The 15,680-nt window shown below is 72.4% G+C and carries 10 protein-coding genes; 7 read left to right on the forward strand and 3 right to left on the reverse strand.

The window, feature by feature from the left end; all coding sequences use genetic code 11:
• Positions 1–171: 171 nt before the first annotated feature.
• Positions 172–504, reverse strand: a complete 333-nt coding sequence (locus tag QOM21_RS20545) for a WhiB family transcriptional regulator (RefSeq protein WP_393892655.1) — start codon at positions 502–504, stop codon at positions 172–174.
• 380 nt (positions 505–884) lie between these two features.
• On the opposite strand from QOM21_RS20545, the gene QOM21_RS20550 reads away from it, so the two are divergent.
• The 4 genes from QOM21_RS20550 (at position 885) to QOM21_RS20565 (ending at position 5,301) form a co-directional block, all read left to right on the forward strand.
• A complete protein-coding gene (locus tag QOM21_RS20550; RefSeq protein WP_003948568.1) occupies positions 885–1,496 on the forward strand; it encodes a response regulator transcription factor in 612 nt (203 codons plus the stop codon).
• 280 nt (positions 1,497–1,776) lie between these two features.
• Positions 1,777–2,352, forward strand: coding sequence for a sigma-70 family RNA polymerase sigma factor (locus QOM21_RS20555; protein ID WP_393892654.1), 576 nt, complete (start codon positions 1,777–1,779; stop codon positions 2,350–2,352).
• A gap of 194 nt (positions 2,353–2,546) precedes the next feature.
• A complete protein-coding gene (gene guaB, locus QOM21_RS20560; protein WP_393892653.1) occupies positions 2,547–4,052 on the forward strand; it encodes an IMP dehydrogenase in 1,506 nt (501 codons plus the stop codon).
• Positions 4,053–4,173: 121 nt separating this feature from the next.
• Positions 4,174–5,301: a GuaB3 family IMP dehydrogenase-related protein gene (locus QOM21_RS20565; RefSeq protein WP_393892652.1), complete on the forward strand. Its 1,128-nt coding sequence runs from the start codon at positions 4,174–4,176 to the stop codon at positions 5,299–5,301.
• A 107-nt stretch (positions 5,302–5,408) separates the two neighbouring features.
• On the opposite strand, the gene QOM21_RS20570 is transcribed toward QOM21_RS20565, so the two are convergent.
• On the reverse strand, positions 5,409–6,656 hold the full coding sequence (locus tag QOM21_RS20570; RefSeq protein ID WP_407552065.1) for a nucleotide sugar dehydrogenase: 1,248 nt from the start codon (positions 6,654–6,656) through the stop codon (positions 5,409–5,411).
• Between the two features lie 192 nt (positions 6,657–6,848).
• Here QOM21_RS20570 and QOM21_RS20575 point away from each other — a divergent pair, with 192 nt between their 5' ends.
• Entirely contained in the window at positions 6,849–8,555 is a 1,707-nt protein-coding gene (locus QOM21_RS20575) for a glycerol-3-phosphate dehydrogenase/oxidase (protein ID WP_393892650.1), read from the forward strand.
• 132 nt (positions 8,556–8,687) lie between these two features.
• On the opposite strand, the gene QOM21_RS20580 is transcribed toward QOM21_RS20575, so the two are convergent.
• Positions 8,688–9,962: a serine hydrolase domain-containing protein gene (locus QOM21_RS20580; protein WP_407552067.1), complete on the reverse strand. Its 1,275-nt coding sequence runs from the start codon at positions 9,960–9,962 to the stop codon at positions 8,688–8,690.
• A gap of 192 nt (positions 9,963–10,154) precedes the next feature.
• Here QOM21_RS20580 and QOM21_RS20585 point away from each other — a divergent pair, with 192 nt between their 5' ends.
• Positions 10,155–12,200, forward strand: coding sequence for a protein kinase domain-containing protein (locus tag QOM21_RS20585; RefSeq protein WP_407552069.1), 2,046 nt, complete (start codon positions 10,155–10,157; stop codon positions 12,198–12,200).
• 182 nt (positions 12,201–12,382) lie between these two features.
• A complete protein-coding gene (locus QOM21_RS20590) occupies positions 12,383–15,646 on the forward strand; it encodes a protein kinase (RefSeq protein ID WP_407552071.1) in 3,264 nt (1,087 codons plus the stop codon).
• Positions 15,647–15,680: the final 34 nt, after the last annotated feature.

Genomic DNA, 15,680 nt, shown 5'->3' on the forward strand with positions numbered 1-15,680 from the left:
GGGCGGCGGCCGAGGGGCGGGGCCGGCAGGCGCGAACGGCGCCGGGAAGCCGGCGCGGGGTATCTGCGGCCCAGGGAGCCGCGGGAGCCCGGCCGGTTGTCCGGTCGGGGGTGGGGTCGAATGCCCGATCCAGGAAGGATCGTTTCTTCAGCGGTGATCCACTCCGGGTGATCAGGCGCTGGTCACGCCGGCGTGGCCGGTCATGGAGGTCGCGGGGATCAGGCGGTGGCGTGCCCGGCCCATGAGCTCCTCGCGTTCGTCCTCCGTCAGTCCGCCCCAGACCCCGTAGGGCTCGCGGACCGCCAGGGCGTGCGCCGCGCACTCGGCCCGTACCGGGCAGCGCATGCACACCTCTTTCGCTGATGTCTCACGCGCGCTGCGGGCCGCTCCGCGTTCCCCTTCGGGGTGGAAGAAGAGCGAGCTGTCCACGCCGCGGCAGGCCGCGAGCAGCTGCCAGTCCCAGAGGTCTGCGTTCGGGCCCGGAAGGCGGGAGAAATCTGCCATTGCTTGTCCCCTCGAAGCGATGCTGTTTTCGGGCTCGGTGCTCACGACCGTACATCTACTGTCCAAGTAGATGTAAATATGACTCATTGCGAATCTAGCCGCAGACGCCACGAAAATGGAAGAAAGAGGGCCAAATAGGGCATAGGGTGCACGCGCGGAGGCCGGTCGACCATGAACCGTCTGCGTATCCGGCTCCTCACGGAGCGTGCTGAAGTCGGTCACCGAAGCCGTAACTCTTTCGAGTGACCGTCGTTGAGTGTGCGGAGGCGGTTGACAGAGGTAGTCCTCGGGCAGGTGTCCGAGGGCCGTCAATCGCACAGGTGACGATACGTACCAGCCTGGAGGCTCAAGGTGACGCGCATCAGCTGCGGAGGACGGTCATGACATCCGTCCTCGTCTGCGACGACTCCCCGCTTGCCCGAGAGGCGCTCCGACGGGCGGTTGCGACCGTGCCCGGCGTCGAGCGCGTGACGACCGCGGCCAACGGGGAGGAAGTCCTCCGCCGCTGGGGTGCCGATCGCTCGGACCTGATTTTGATGGACGTACGGATGCCGGGACTCGGCGGTGTCGAGACCGTGCGTCGGCTGCTGTCCGCCGACCCCGGCGCAAGGATCATCATGCTCACGGTGGCCGAGGACCTGGACGGTGTCGCGCTCGCGGTCGCCGCCGGTGCCCGCGGCTATCTGCACAAGGACGCCTCGCGCGCGGAGCTGCGGGCGACGGTGACCCAGGCGCTCGCCGACCCGACGTGGCGGCTCGCCCCGCGCCGGCTGCGGTCCGCCGAGATGGGCGCCGCCCCGACGCTCACCGCGCGGGAGATCCAAGTGCTCGAAGGCATGAGCCACGGCCGCTCCAACGCCGAGATCGGCCGTGAGCTGTTCCTCTCCGAGGACACGGTCAAGACCCACGCCCGGCGCCTTTTCAAGAAACTGGGTGCCTCCGACCGGGCGCACGCGGTGGCGCTGGGGTTCCGCTGGGGACTGGTCCGCTAAGGCATCGTGACGTGCAGCGATGCGGGGGAGTGAGAGTCCCCGCCCGCCCTGCGGCGGGCGGGGCGGCGAAGCGCCCCGCGCGCTGCGTGTGCACCGCAGCGGTCCGTTTCCCCGCGCGGTGCCGCATCCTTGAGGTATGGAGTTCCTCGGGGACGGGTCGGTCGGGCACGAGGGGAGGGCGCAGGAGATGACTGCCGGCGCACCTGCCGCTCATAACGCTTCAGTGCACAAGTACGGACCTGGTGCCGCGGATCGTGTCGCGCCAAGGCACCATGGACCGATGCGCGATGACGGCAACCAGGAGATCGGCGATCTCGTCGCACGCGCAGTCGAGGGGGACCAGCGGGCCACGCACGATCTCCTGGCCCATGTGCACCCCCTCGCGTTGCGTTACTGCCGCACCCGGCTCTCCCGGCTGCCGGGTGACGCGCGGCACTTCGTCGAGGATCTCGCGCAGGAAGTCTGTGTCGCGGTGCTCTGCGCGCTGCCGCGCTACCGCGACACCGGAAAGCCCTTCGAGGCGTTCGTCTTCGCCATCGCCGGCCACAAGGTCGCCGATCTGCAGCGGGCCGCGATGCGTGGCCCGGGCAGCACGGCCGTGCCGTCCGACGAGATGCCCGAGCAGCCCGACGACTCCCTGGGCCCCGAGGAGCGTGCGCTGCTGAGCAGCGACGCCGAGTGGGCCAAGAAGCTGCTGGCGAACCTGCCGGAGAACCAGCGCGAGCTGGTGCTGCTGCGGGTCGCGGTCGGGCTGACGGCCGAGGAGACGGGGCAGATGCTGGGGATGTCGCCGGGTGCGGTCCGGGTCGCCCAGCACCGCGCGCTGAGCCGACTGCGGGCGCTGGCCGAGCAGTAGGGCGAGCGCCCCCGGCGGTCGCCGCGGGGACCGGACGGCGGGGTGCGGGGAGCCCGTGGCCGCGGCGTGACGCGGCCGTCGGTGTCCGTAGAAAGGTACGAGTGATGAGGCCCTCATCGATCGTGGAATGGGACACCTGATTAGGCCGTTAGCATGGGAGTCCGCGCTGAGGCAAGAGCATTGGGGAAGGTGTCATGAGTGACAACGTCGACGGTATGCCCGCCAAATTCGCCATGCTCGGGCTGACATACGACGACGTTCTGCTGCTGCCCGGCGCGTCGGAGGTGCTGCCCAACGCGGTGAGCACCGCCTCCCGGGTCTCGCGGAACGTCACGGTCAACATCCCGCTGCTGTCCGCGGCGATGGACAAGGTCACCGAGGCCCGGATGGCCATCGCCATGGCGCGTCAGGGCGGCGCCGGTGTGCTGCACCGCAACCTCTCCATCGAGGACCAGGCCAACCAGGTCGACCTGGTGAAGCGCTCCGAGTCCGGCATGGTCACCGACCCGATCACGGTCCGCCCGGACGCCACGCTCGCCGAGGCCGACGCGCTCTGTGCGAAGTTCCGCATCAGCGGCGTGCCGGTCACCGACGCCTCCGGCAAGCTGCTGGGCATCGTCACCAACCGCGACATGGCCTTCGAGCTGGACCGCAGCCGTCAGGTCCGCGAGGTCATGACGCCGATGCCGCTGGTCACCGGCAAGGTGGGGATCTCCGGTGACGACGCCATCGAGCTGCTGCGCCGCCACAAGATCGAGAAGCTTCCGCTGGTCGATGACGCGGGTGTGCTCAAGGGCCTGATCACGGTCAAGGACTTCGTCAAGGCCGAGAAGTACCCGAACGCCGCCAAGGACGCCGAGGGCCGGCTGGTCGTCGGTGCCGCGGTCGGCGTCGGCGACGCGGCGTACGACCGGGCCCAGGCGCTGGTCGAGGCCGGTGCCGACTTCCTGGTCATCGACAGCGCGCACGGCCACAGCCGCGGCATCCTCGACATGATCGCCAAGGTCAAGTCCAACATCGGCGTCGATGTGGTCGGCGGCAACGTCGCCACCCGCGACGGCGCCCAGGCGATGATCGACGCGGGTGTCGACGGCATCAAGGTCGGCGTCGGTCCCGGCTCCATCTGCACCACCCGGGTGGTCGCCGGTGTCGGCGTGCCCCAGGTCACCGCGATCTACGAGGCCGCGCAGGCCGCCCACGCGGCGGGCGTGCCGCTGATCGGTGACGGCGGGCTGCAGTTCTCCGGCGACATCGCCAAGGCCATCGCGGCCGGTGCGGACACCGTGATGCTCGGCTCGCTGCTGGCCGGCTGCGAGGAGTCGCCGGGCGAGATGGTCTTCATCAACGGCAAGCAGTTCAAGTCCTACCGCGGCATGGGCTCGCTGGGTGCGATGCAGTCCCGCGGCCAGGGCAACAAGTCCTTCTCCAAGGACCGCTACTTCCAGGACAACGTGCTCTCCGAGGACAAGCTGGTCCCCGAGGGCATCGAGGGCCAGGTTCCCTACCGCGGGCCGCTGGCCTCGGTCGCCCACCAGCTCGTCGGCGGTCTGCGCGCCTCCATGGGCTATGTCGGCTCCGCGGACATCGACGAGCTCAAGGAGAAGGGCCGCTTCGTCCGCATCACGTCCGCGGGCCTGAAGGAGAGCCACCCGCACGACATCCAGATGACGACCGAGGCGCCGAACTACTCTCGACGCTAGGCGGGACTTCGGGGACGCGCCCTAGCATGTCCCCGCATCCGAGCCCGTGGCCGCACCCCGGCCACGGGCTTCGGTGTGTCGGGGATACTGGAACGGCAGACGTAGAGGAAAGGCCACACACGTGACTGAGATCGAGATCGGACGCGGCAAGCGCGGCCGCCGGGCATACGCCTTCGACGACATCGCCGTCGTCCCGAGTCGCCGCACCCGCGACCCGAAGGAGGTCTCGATCGCCTGGCAGATCGACGCCTACCGTTTCGAGCTGCCGTTCCTGGCCGCTCCGATGGACTCGGTGGTCTCCCCGCAGACCGCCATCCGCATCGGTGAGCTGGGCGGCCTCGGCGTCCTCAACCTGGAGGGTCTGTGGACCCGCTATGAGGACCCGGAGCCGCTGCTCGCCGAGATCGCCGAGCTGGACGGCGCCACCGCCACCAAGCGGCTCCAGGAGATCTACGCCGCGCCGATCAAGGAAGAGCTGATCGGCCAGCGGATCAAGGAGGTGCGCGACTCGGGCGTCGTCACCGCCGCCGCCCTGTCGCCGCAGCGGACCGCGCAGTTCTCCAAGGCCGTCGTGGACGCCGGCGTGGACATCTTCGTGATCCGGGGCACCACGGTCTCCGCCGAGCACGTCTCGTCGGCCGCCGAGCCGCTGAACCTCAAGGAGTTCATCTACGAGCTCGACGTCCCGGTCATCGTGGGCGGCTGCGCCACCTACACCGCGGCGCTGCACCTGATGCGGACCGGCGCGGCGGGCGTGCTGGTCGGCTTCGGAGGCGGCGCCGCGCACACCACCCGCAACGTCCTGGGCATCCAGGTGCCGATGGCGACGGCCGTCGCGGATGTCGCGGCCGCGCGCCGGGACTACATGGACGAGTCCGGCGGCCGGTACGTCCACGTCATCGCCGACGGCGGCGTGGGCTGGTCCGGCGACCTGCCGAAGGCGATCGCCTGCGGTGCGGACGCGGTCATGATGGGCTCCCCGCTGGCCCGTGCCACGGACGCGCCCGGTCGCGGCCACCACTGGGGCATGGAGGCGGTCCACGAGGACGTGCCGCGCGGCAAGCGGATGGACCTCGGCGCGGTCGGCACCACCGAGGAGATCCTGTGCGGTCCCTCGAACACGCCGGACGGGTCGATGAACTTCTTCGGCGCGCTGCGCCGGGCGATGGCGACGACCGGCTACTCCGAGCTCAAGGAGTTCCAGCGGGTCGAGGTGACGGTCTCGCCGTCGCAGCACGACAACGCCTGACGCGGTCGCAGCACCCCGCACACCGCAGCACACCGCACCGCAGCCCGGCGACACACGAGGTCGCCGGGCTGCGGTGCGTTCTGCTCGGTGTGTTCCGCGCCGGCCCGTCAGAGCCGGTGTGCCGCGCCCGTCGGGGTCGCGCCGCGGGTGTCGAGGAGCAGCTGCGCCTTGACGGAGAGGCCCTGGAGGTCGTAGGTGCGGTGGGGCTGGAGCAGGATCGTCAGGTCGGCGGCCGCCGCGGCCTCGTAGAGGGAGTCGACGCGGGGGACCGGGCGGTCCAGGACGTTCCATCGGGGGACGTAGGGGTCGTGGTAGGTGAGGTGTGCGCCGAGCTCCATGAGGCGGGAGGCGATCTCGCGGGCGGGGGAGCCTTCCTGGTCGCCGATGTCCGGCTTGTAGGTGACCCCGAGCAGGAGGACGCGGGCGCCGCGGGCGGACTTGCCGTGTTCGTTGAGCAGGGTCGCGCAGCGCTGGATGACATAGCGCGGCATCCGGCCGTTCACCTCCTGCGCCAGTTCGACCATGCGCAGCGGGTAGCCGAGTGAACGGCCTTTGTACGAGAGGTAGTTGGGGTCCACGGGGGCGGCGTGGCCGCCGATTCCGGGGCCGGGGCGGAAAGCCTGGAAGCCGAACGGCTTGGTCTCCGCGCAGCGGATGACGTCCCAGAGGTCGACCCCGATGTCGTGGCAGAAGACCGCCATCTCGTTCATCAGGGCGATGTTGATGTGGCGGTAGTTGGTCTCCAGCACCTTGGCCGTCTCGGCCTCGCGGGGGCCGCGGGCGCGCACGACCTTGTCCGTCAGCCGGTTGTAGAACGCCGCGGCGGCCTCGGTGCAGGCGGGGGTGAGGCCGCCGATGACCTTCGGGGTGTTGGCGTAGTGGTGGGTGCGGTTGCCGGGGTCGTGCCGGCTGGGGGAGCAGGCGAGGTGGAAGTCCCGCCCGGCGATGAGCCCCGAGCCCTCTTCGAGGAGGGGGCGCAGGAATTCCTCGGTGGTGCCGGGGTACGCGGTCGATTCGAGGATGACCGTGGTGTGCGGACGCAGGTGCGCGGCCAGAGTGCGGGCGGCGTCGGCGATGGCGGTCAGGTCCAGGGCGCGGTCCTCGCCGAGTGGCGTGGGTGCGCAGATGACGGCGGTACGGACCTTGCCGAGGGCGCCGGGGTCGGTGGTGGTGCGAAGGCCCGCGGAGAGCAGGCGGCGGATCTCGGTCGCGGACAGCGGCCCGTCGGCCCCCGCGGGGGTGGCCGCGCGCGGGTCGGGGTCGTAGCCGAGGGTGCTGATGCCGGCGGCGATGGCGGCCTGGGCGAGAGGGAGGCCGAGGTGGCCGAGTCCGATGACGGCGAGGTCTGCTGGCATGGCTGCTGCCGTCCTTCCCGAGCGATTCCGGATGGCGCATAAGTAGACTAAGCCGACATTTGACCCAGAATGGGGATTGGTGGATCAAGGTGACGGGGTGTTGCCGTACTGGGCGGAGGGTGGATACCGGCACGTAGCGCGGACAGAATCGACGGACGGGGGGTGTGGCCCCGATCACAGCGGGAGGCAGTGGTGAAGACAGCGACACTGGGACCGGCGCAGCGTGCCGAGGCGCTCGCTCGAATGGCGGAGCGGGAGCTGGACGTTCTGGTGGTCGGCGGCGGAGTCGTCGGCGCCGGCACGGCACTGGACGCGGCGACACGCGGGCTGAGCACCGGGCTCGTCGAGGCGCGGGACTGGGCATCGGGCACGTCGAGCAGGTCGAGCAAGCTCATCCACGGCGGCCTGCGCTATCTGGAGATGCTGGACTTCGCGCTGGTCAGAGAGGCGCTCAAGGAACGCGGACTGCTCCTGGAGCGGCTGGCGCCGCATCTGGTGAAGCCGGTGCCGTTCCTCTATCCGTTGCAGCACAAGGGGTGGGAGCGCTGGTACGCCGGCTCCGGCGTCGCGCTGTACGACGGCATGTCGATCTCCTCGGGACACGGCCGCGGCCTGCCCGTGCACCGGCACCTCTCGCACAAGCGCGCCCTGCGGGTGGCGCCCTGCCTGAAGAAGGACGCCCTGGTCGGTGCGTTGCAGTATTACGACGCGCAGATGGATGACGCCCGGTATGTCGCCACGATGGTGCGTACGGCAGCGGCCTACGACGCGCAGGTCGCCAACCACGCCCGCGTGGTGGGATTCCTGCGCGAGGGCGAGCGGGTCGTCGGCGCGCGGGTGCAGGACGGCGAGGGCGGCGGCGAGTACGAGATCCGCGCCCAGCAGATCGTCAACGCCACCGGGGTGTGGACCGATGACACCCAGGCGATGATCGGTGAGCGCGGGCAGTTCCATGTACGGGCCTCGAAGGGCATCCATCTGGTGGTGCCCAAGGACCGGATCCACTCCACGACCGGGCTGATCCTGCGGACCGAGAAGAGCGTGCTGTTCGTCATCCCGTGGGGACGGCACTGGATCATCGGGACGACGGACACCGACTGGGACCTGGACAAGGCGCACCCGGCGGCCTCCAGCGCCGACATCGACTACCTGCTGGCGCATGTCAACGAGGTGCTCGCGGTGCCGCTGACCCGGGACGACGTCGAGGGGGTGTACGCCGGTCTGCGGCCGCTGCTGGCGGGCGAGTCGGACGCCACCAGCAAGCTGTCGCGCGAGCACACGGTCGCGCATCCGGTCCCCGGCCTGGTGGTCGTCGCGGGCGGCAAGTACACGACGTACCGGGTGATGGCCAAGGACGCCGTGGACGAAGCGGTGCACGCCCTGGACCACCGGGTCGCGGAGTGTGTGACGGAGGACGTTCCGCTGGTGGGTGCCGAGGGGTACAAGGCGCTGTGGAACGCCCGGGCCCGGATCGCGGCCCGCACCGGCCTGCACGTGGTGCGCATCGAGCACCTGCTGAACCGTTACGGCTCGCTCACCGAGGAGCTGTTGGAGCTGGTGGTGGCCGATCCTTCGCTGGGTGAACCGCTGACGGGCGCGGACGACTACCTGCGCGCCGAGGCCGTCTACGCCTGCACGCACGAGGGCGCCCGGCACCTGGACGACGTACTGACCCGGCGGACCCGCATCTCGATCGAGACCTTCGACCGGGGCACCCGCTGTGCCCGCGAGGTGGCCGAGCTGATGGCGCCCGCGCTGGGCTGGGACAGTGACCAGGTCGAGAAGGAGATCACGCACTACGAGAAGCGGGTCGAGGCGGAGCGCGAATCGCAGCGGCAGCCGGACGACCTGACGGCGGACGCGGCCCGCCTGGGGGCGCCGGACATCGTGCCGCTGTAGCGCTCCCGGCAGGAGCGGGAGCGCCGGGCGCGTACGGACAGGTGGCGGGCGGTTGCCGGGAGATCCGGTGGCCGCCCGCCGTTCGTCCCCGGGAGTGCCGGATCGGGAATGCCGAATGGGGAATGCGGGCGGCTAGTCGGGCGGCTTCGTGGTGGACGGCGGGCAGAACTCCGCCGTCAGGACCGCCGTTCCGTGGTCCGGATCGGTCAGGGCGTCGGTGTTGACGCGGTAGCTGACGAGGTGGCGGCCGTCGGCGGTGCCCGCGGTCTGCGCGTACGAGCCGTTGATGTCGCCGTTGTGGCCCCAGACCGTCACGCCGCAGGGCAGCTCGGTGGCGTACAGGCCGAGGCCGTAGGTGCCGTCGGTGCCCGCCTCGTTGCGCAGCTGCGCCATCTGGCGCGGCGGCAGGAACGTGCCGCCGAGCAGCGCGGAGAAGAAGCGGTTGAGGTCGTCGAGGGTGGTCACCATCTCGCCCGCCGCGCCCGCCCGGCTGGGGTCCAGGGAGGTGGTGTCCACCTGGTGGGCGCCGATGCGGGAGTAGGCGCGGCCGTGCGGTTCGGGCAGCGCCGGGTCGGTGCCGGGGAAGGAGGTGTCGTGGAGCCGGGCGGGGGCGATGATGCGGCGGCGGATCTCCTCGGCGTAGGAGCGTCCCGTGACCGCCTCGATGACCAGGCCGAGGACGAGGTAGTTGGTGTTGGAGTAGGCGAAGGGGGCGCGCTCGCCCCGGGAGCCCACGGCCGGTGGGTGGCGCAGGGCGATGCGCAGCAGTTCGGCCGGGGTGTGGCTGTCGTAGCGGTGGGCGCGGAAGCCCTTGCCGTACAGCTCGCGGGCGAGCCGGGCGTCCTCGGTGTAGTTGAACAAACCGCTCGTATGGTCAAGGAGCTGGCGGATCGTCACATTCCGAAGATCGCCGAGGTCGCCCTTTCCGGTGGCGGGCACGGATTTCGGCAGACGGGCGGCCGCGGTGTCCGTCAGGGACAGCTCGCCCTCGGCGACGAGTTGCAGCACGACGGTCGCGACCAGCGTCTTGGTGAGGCTGCCGGCCCGGAAGTGGTCCGCGCGGGCCATGGGGCGGCCGCTGCGGACATCGGCGACGCCGGCCGTGGAGAAACGGGAGCCGTGGAAGCGTCCGCCGCGGGTTATCAGGGAAGCGGCGCCGGGCGCCCCGTCCCGTACCAGGCGATGCAGGGCCCGCACCGTCGTGGCGGGCGGCTGCTCGACGCGTCCCACGGGCGATACCGGTATGGTGCGCTCGCCGCCCGTACACGCCGTCAGGGCAAGTACGGTCAGGGTGGTCTGGAGAACGAGCGCGCGCGGGCGCACCGCGGCCCGGCGGCGGCGCGCGGCCGACGGCGGTGCCTGGCGGTCGGCGCCGGCCGAGGCGGCGCGGGGCGAGCGCTTCGTCATCGGGACTCCCGTTCCTCGGGGGCCATCATGACGGGTGCGCGTGACGCCGTTCCGCATGGACCCGGGCCTTCCCCACCGCCGCGGATGAGGGAGAATGAAGGCTCTGCCAGGGTGGGTTGTCCGAGTTGGGCCAGTTTGGTGATCGATGAGAAATCGAAGCTGCCAACTCGGCTGGATTGCAGAGGGGATTCAGTGGGCGACGAGGTCGAGATGGACGGCAAGGAGGGCAGGCTGCTCGCCGGCCGGTACCGGCTCGCCGATGTTCTCGGCCGGGGCGGTATGGGCACGGTCTGGCGGGCACGCGACGAGGTGCTGGGCCGTACGGTCGCGGTCAAGGAGCTGCGCTTCCCCGGCGGGGTGGAGGAGGACGAGAAGCGTCGTCTGATCACCCGCACGCTGCGCGAGGCGAAGGCCATTGCCCGGATCCGCAACAACGGAGCCGTGACGGTCTACGACGTGGTCGACGAGGACGACCGCCCCTGGATCGTGATGGAGCTGGTCGAGGGCCGCTCGCTCGCCGAGGTCATCCGCGACGACGGCGCGCTCACCCCGCGCCGCGCCGCCGAGGTGGGCGTGGCCGTGCTGGACGTGCTGCGTGCCGCCCACCGCGAGGGCATCCTGCACCGCGATGTGAAGCCGTCCAACGTCCTGATGTCGGACGACGGCCGGGTCGTGCTGACCGACTTCGGCATCGCCCAGGTCGAGGGGGATCCCTCCGTCACCTCCACCGGCATGCTCGTCGGCGCGCCTTCCTACATCTCCCCGGAGCGGGCCCGCGGCCAGAAGCCGGGCCCGCCGGCCGACATGTGGTCGCTCGGCGGACTGCTGTACGCATGCGTCGAGGGCGTGCCGCCGTACGACAAGGGTTCGGCCATCGCGACCCTGACGGCGGTGATGACCGAGCCGGTCGAGCCGCCGAAGAACGCCGGTCCGCTGGAAGAGGTCATCTTCGGCCTGCTGGTGAAGGACCCCGCGGGCCGGCTGGACGACGCGGGCGCGCGGTCGATGCTGCTGGCCGTCACGCACGCCCCGGAGCCGAAGCCGGAACCTCCCCTGGACGCGACGCGCGCGATGACGCTGCCGTCGGCGCCCGCAGAGGAGTCGAAGCCCGCCGCCCGGCCGGCGAAGCCGAAGCCCGCGCCCAAGCCGCGGACGCAGCGCAAGCCCAAGGCGAAGCCCGAAGCGGCTTCGGGAGTGGCGGCGGCGGCCGGTGCCGGGACCGGGACGGCCGACAAGGCCGCGGAGGCCGACGCGCCGGAGCGCACGCCGGCGAGCGCCAAGGCCGGTCGCCCGCGCCCGGCCGCCGGCAGGGAGCAGAAGGCGGCGGGGGGCGCCGAGTCGAGCCGGGCCGGCTTCGACACGGACGCCGCGAAGGAGCGGATGCGCGGCGCACTGCAGTCCGTGCGCAACGCGGCGGCCTCGGCGACCGCCACGGCACGCCCGGAATCCAGACCCGGGGACGCCGAACGCCCCGGCTCCGCACGGCCGTCGGTGACGGACGTCGTTCCGCGCCGCACCCTGATCATCGGGGCCGTCGTGGTGGTCCTGGCGGTGCTGGGCACGATCCTCGCCTTCGCGCTCGGCGGGGGCGACGAGAAGAAGGGCGCCAAGGGGGCCGCCAAGGACGACAAGGCGTCCGCGGCCACGGCGGCGAGCAAGGCGAAGCCCTCCGAGGACTCCGACGAGGAGGACACGCCGGAGCCCGGCGAGGACCCGGCGAAGGAGGAGCCGGCCCCGTCGCCGAAGCAGCCGAGTGCCACCCCGGACGGCGACAAGGCGCTGCCGGAAGGCTTCGTCCCGGTCTCCAACGGCCGGTTCCACTTCGCCATGGCGATGCCCAAGGGCTTCAAGCAGACCGGTACGGCGGGCCAGGGCTCGGGCGCCATATACAGCGCCTCCGGCGGGTTCCCGCGCATCCAGATCGACTACAACGCCAAGCCCGGCACGGACGCGGCGGCCTCCTGGCGCAGCCTGGAGCCCAGCGTCCGCAACTCCAGCGAGAACTACCACCTGATCAGCATCAAGTCCGTGAAGTGGCGGGGCTATCCGACCGTCGCGGACTGGTCGTTCACCCGCCGGCAGAGCGGCGAGAAGGTGCGCGTCCTCAACCGCGGCTTCCGGGCCGACGACCAGCACGGCTACGCCATCATGATCACGTGCAAGGCGGGCGCCTGGGCGGAGAAGGAGTGCAAGGACGCACGCGAGACGGCCTTCAGGACGTTCGCCGTGAAGGACTGACGGGACCTCCCGGGCAACGCGCGGAGCGTGGTGGCCCGGGGCTTCCCTGTCGCGGTGCGGGGTGGGCGGCTCCGGACGGACCACCCGCCCGGCCCGCGGGGTTGGGCAGAGCAGGTCTCAACCCGGGGGCCGGGCACGTATCGTGAGACATCGAAGTCCATACGCATCCGCAAGAGGCGGTAATGCGACCGGAACCGACCGGCGGCGTGCGTGTCACCGGCAGGCTCCGCGAGGACGGTGGCCAGCACGCGCTGTGGGGAGGCGTCGTGGACGAGTACGCGGGACGAGTGCTCGCCGAGCGCTACCGTCTGCCGCTGCGCGCCCCGGGTGACGACGACTTCACCGAGACCCGGGCGTTCGACACCTACAGCGGGCAGGAGGTCCTGGTCCGCCAGGTGCCACTGCCCGAGGTGGTGGACGCGGAGGTCGTCGAGCAGGAACCGGCGTACGGTCCTCACGGCCGCAGGCGCACCACCGATGCCGGAGTGCGCGCGGCCCCTGCGACGGGCACGGCGGGCGCGGCCGATCGCAGTCCTCGGGATCCCGCGGTACGCCGCGCGCTGGAGGCCGCGACGGCTGCCGCGCAGCTGCCCGATCACCCCCGGCTGGAGCAGGTCTTCGACGTCTTCGCGCAGCACGGCAGCCTGTGGATCGTCGGCGAACTCGTCGCGGCGCGTCCGCTGTCCGCGCTGCTCGCCGAGCGGGCGCTGTCCGCACACCGCGCCGCGGAGATCGCCGCCGATGTGCTCACCGCCCTGCGCGCCCTGCACACGCAGGGTTGGATCCACCGCAACATCACCGCCCGCACGGTCCTGGTCTGCGCCGACGGCCGGGTGGTGCTGACCGGTCTGGCGGTGGGCGCGGCGCAGGAGGCGCTGTGCGGCTACGCGCCGGTGCCCGGCGAGCGGGAGAACGGGCCGGGGACCGCGCAGCGTCCGGCCGACGGCGCGGGCGAGGTGCGGGACGACGCGTCCGCGGATGCCGCGGGTCCGGTGTCCCATGGGGCAGTTGACGCGCCAGGCGGCGACCCGACGCGCCGGCAGGCGGGGTTTCCCGGGGCGGACGCGGCTTCGGGGCAGGGCGTGCCGCCTCCTGCCGCAGCCGCGGACGCCAACTGGCCACCGCTGTCGGGTGGCAGAGGCGTACCGGCCCTGAGCGGGACGGCGGATGGTACGCACGGTACGGACGCGCCGGGCGGTGCCGATGCCCCGGGTGAGCCCGGTGTGACGGACGCGGACACGGCGGCCGGCCGGGGCCCCGAAGGCGCCGAGGTGGACCCGCGGCGGGTACGGGCCGGCGCCATCGCCGCCTACCGTGCCGGTGCTCGCGCGGCCGCGGTCCGGGCGGCGCTGCCGGACGGCGAGGCCGGGCGCAACGGGTCCGGTGACGAGGCGCCCGCCCGGCCCGTGCCGGGCGCCGCGGACGCCGGGGCGCAGAGCGTGCCGGGGGCGCGGCACCACGACGACACCGACTTTCCGCCGGGCCCCGACGCGTACACCGAAGCCGAAGCCGGCGCCGACGCGGGCCGGGCGACGGGCTTCCCGGGAGGCTCGGCTCTCGACTCCTCGGGGCGCCAGGAGGGCGGAATCGTTCCGTCGGCCCGCCAGGGCACCGCGGAAGGACCGTGGTTCAGTCCGTACAGCGATCACATCGACGGGAGCGCGGGGCAAGACGCCGGACGATCGCAGGACGCCGGCGTCGCGCCCGCGGACGACCGAAGGGGCACCCCGACCGGCGGTGTCCGGGGCGCCGGTCCGCTGCCCGCGCCGCGCCGCGAGGCATCCGGGGCGGAGGCCGACGGGCCGGGCACGGGGGCGGGGGGCAGCGCCGAGGCCGGCGAGCGATCCGCGCCCGCCGCCCCGGCCAGGACCTCACTGACGAAGGTCGTTCACGCCCCCGTGGCCCCGCCGGGCGCCGCCGCCCCGGAGCAGCGCGGCCCCGCCTCCCTCGCGTACGGCCGGCCCTCGGCCGCGCTCGCCGCGGAGCGGGCCCGGCAGGCCCGGTTGCAGGTCATCGGCCCGGTCACCGAACGCTGGTCGCCCGAACAGGCCGGTCCGGTGCACGAGAACTGGCAGTTGGCGCCGCCGGTCGGTCCGGCGACCGATCTGTGGGCCGTGGGCGCGCTGCTGTTCCGCAGCGTGCAGGGGCATCCGCCGTTCCCCGAGGAGAGCGCGGCCGAGCTGGCGCAGCTGGTCTGTTCGCAGCCGCCCGCCCCCGCCGAGGAGTGCGGCGCGCTGCGGCCCGTCGTCGAGTCGCTGCTGCGCGGGGACCCGGCCGACCGGCCGGACGTCGAGGAACTGCGTGGCTGGCTGCGCTCGTTGATCCGTTCGGCCCCGGAGCCGGAGCTGGGCAGCCGGGTGGTGACCGTGCCGTCGAGGGACCGGGCCGCCGACCCGGGACGGCTGCCGATCGTGCGGCGCCGCGGTGAACTCGTCCGCAAGGGACGCCACAAGAAGAGCCGTGCCCGCCGCGAGCGACACCCGCAGGTCCCGGCCGCCGCACGGGCGACAGCCGCCCCCGCGTCCCGTCCGCAACGGCTCCCCAAGCAGCCGAAGCCGCTGCGCGGCCCCGCTCCCGCCAGGCTCACCGAGCCGCCGCACTCCGCCGGGGCGACCGGGCCCGGCGGGGACTCTCGCCGACGCGGTGGCCCGGCCGCTGAGCCCTCGGCGCAGCAGAGCCCGGTGGAGGTCGGATGGGACGGCGCCCCGCCGCGTCGGCCCGCAAGGGCGTCAGGAGGGCCACGCCGGCTGGGCCTGTTGCTGCTCGGGCTGGTGATGGCGCTGTTGGTGGCCGCGGTCGTCTACGCCATGGTGTTCCTGCCGAAGTCCGGTGCGGAGGCCGGGAAGGGCGGTGCGGACCGGGTGGACACGCCCGGCCCGTCGAACCCCGGCGGCAGCACGGCGCCGGGAGAGGGCAAGAACGACGGTCAGGGCGGCGACGGGGACGGCGGCGCGGGTGGCACCCGGGCGCCGCAGACCGGCGCGCCCGCCGACCTCGACCAGGGCTTCGAGGTGCGCAGTGATCCGGAGGGCTTCCAGGTCGCCGTCCGCAAGGGCTGGGAGCGGCGCGGCGAGAACGACCGCGGCCAGGTGCGGTATGTCGGCGGGGACTACGAGCTGGTGGTGGTGCCCGGCCGCGACACCACGGCCCGCTTCGGCACCGACCCGATGGCCTACCAGCAGGACAAGGAGGCCGAACTGGCGCCGTACCGCGACTCCAGCTGGTCCTCCGCCTCCGGGCTCCGGCGGATCGACGTCGGGAGGACGGCGATGGCGGAGGGCACCTTCACCTGGCGGGACAGCAGCGGGCGCGAGGTGTACGTCCGCAACCTCGCGATGATCCATGAGGGGCGCTATCACCTCGTGCTCCTGATCGGACCGGACAACGAGCGGCGCGAGGTCGACCACCTCTACGACCAGGCCACGGACGCCTACCGCCCCGGCTGACCCCGCAGCACCCGACGTCGGCGAGCGGGCGGTT

Source organism: Streptomyces sp. Pv4-95 (genome assembly GCF_045782725.1).
Lineage (GTDB): Bacteria > Actinomycetota > Actinomycetes > Streptomycetales > Streptomycetaceae > Streptomyces.

Excerpts from the sequence above, each read along its gene's own strand:
- QOM21_RS20545 (WP_393892655.1), bottom strand. The coding sequence starts at position 504 with ATGGCAGATTTCTCCCGCCTTCCGGGCCCGAACGCAGACCTCTGGGAC.
- QOM21_RS20550 (WP_003948568.1), top strand. The coding sequence starts at position 885 with ATGACATCCGTCCTCGTCTGCGACGACTCCCCGCTTGCCCGAGAGGCG.
- QOM21_RS20590 (WP_407552071.1), top strand. The coding sequence starts at position 12,383 with ATGCGACCGGAACCGACCGGCGGCGTGCGTGTCACCGGCAGGCTCCGC.
- QOM21_RS20570 (WP_407552065.1), bottom strand. The coding sequence starts at position 6,656 with ATGCCAGCAGACCTCGCCGTCATCGGACTCGGCCACCTCGGCCTCCCT.
- QOM21_RS20580 (WP_407552067.1), bottom strand. The coding sequence starts at position 9,962 with ATGACGAAGCGCTCGCCCCGCGCCGCCTCGGCCGGCGCCGACCGCCAG.
- guaB (WP_393892653.1), top strand. The coding sequence starts at position 2,547 with ATGAGTGACAACGTCGACGGTATGCCCGCCAAATTCGCCATGCTCGGG.
- QOM21_RS20555 (WP_393892654.1), top strand. The coding sequence starts at position 1,777 with ATGCGCGATGACGGCAACCAGGAGATCGGCGATCTCGTCGCACGCGCA.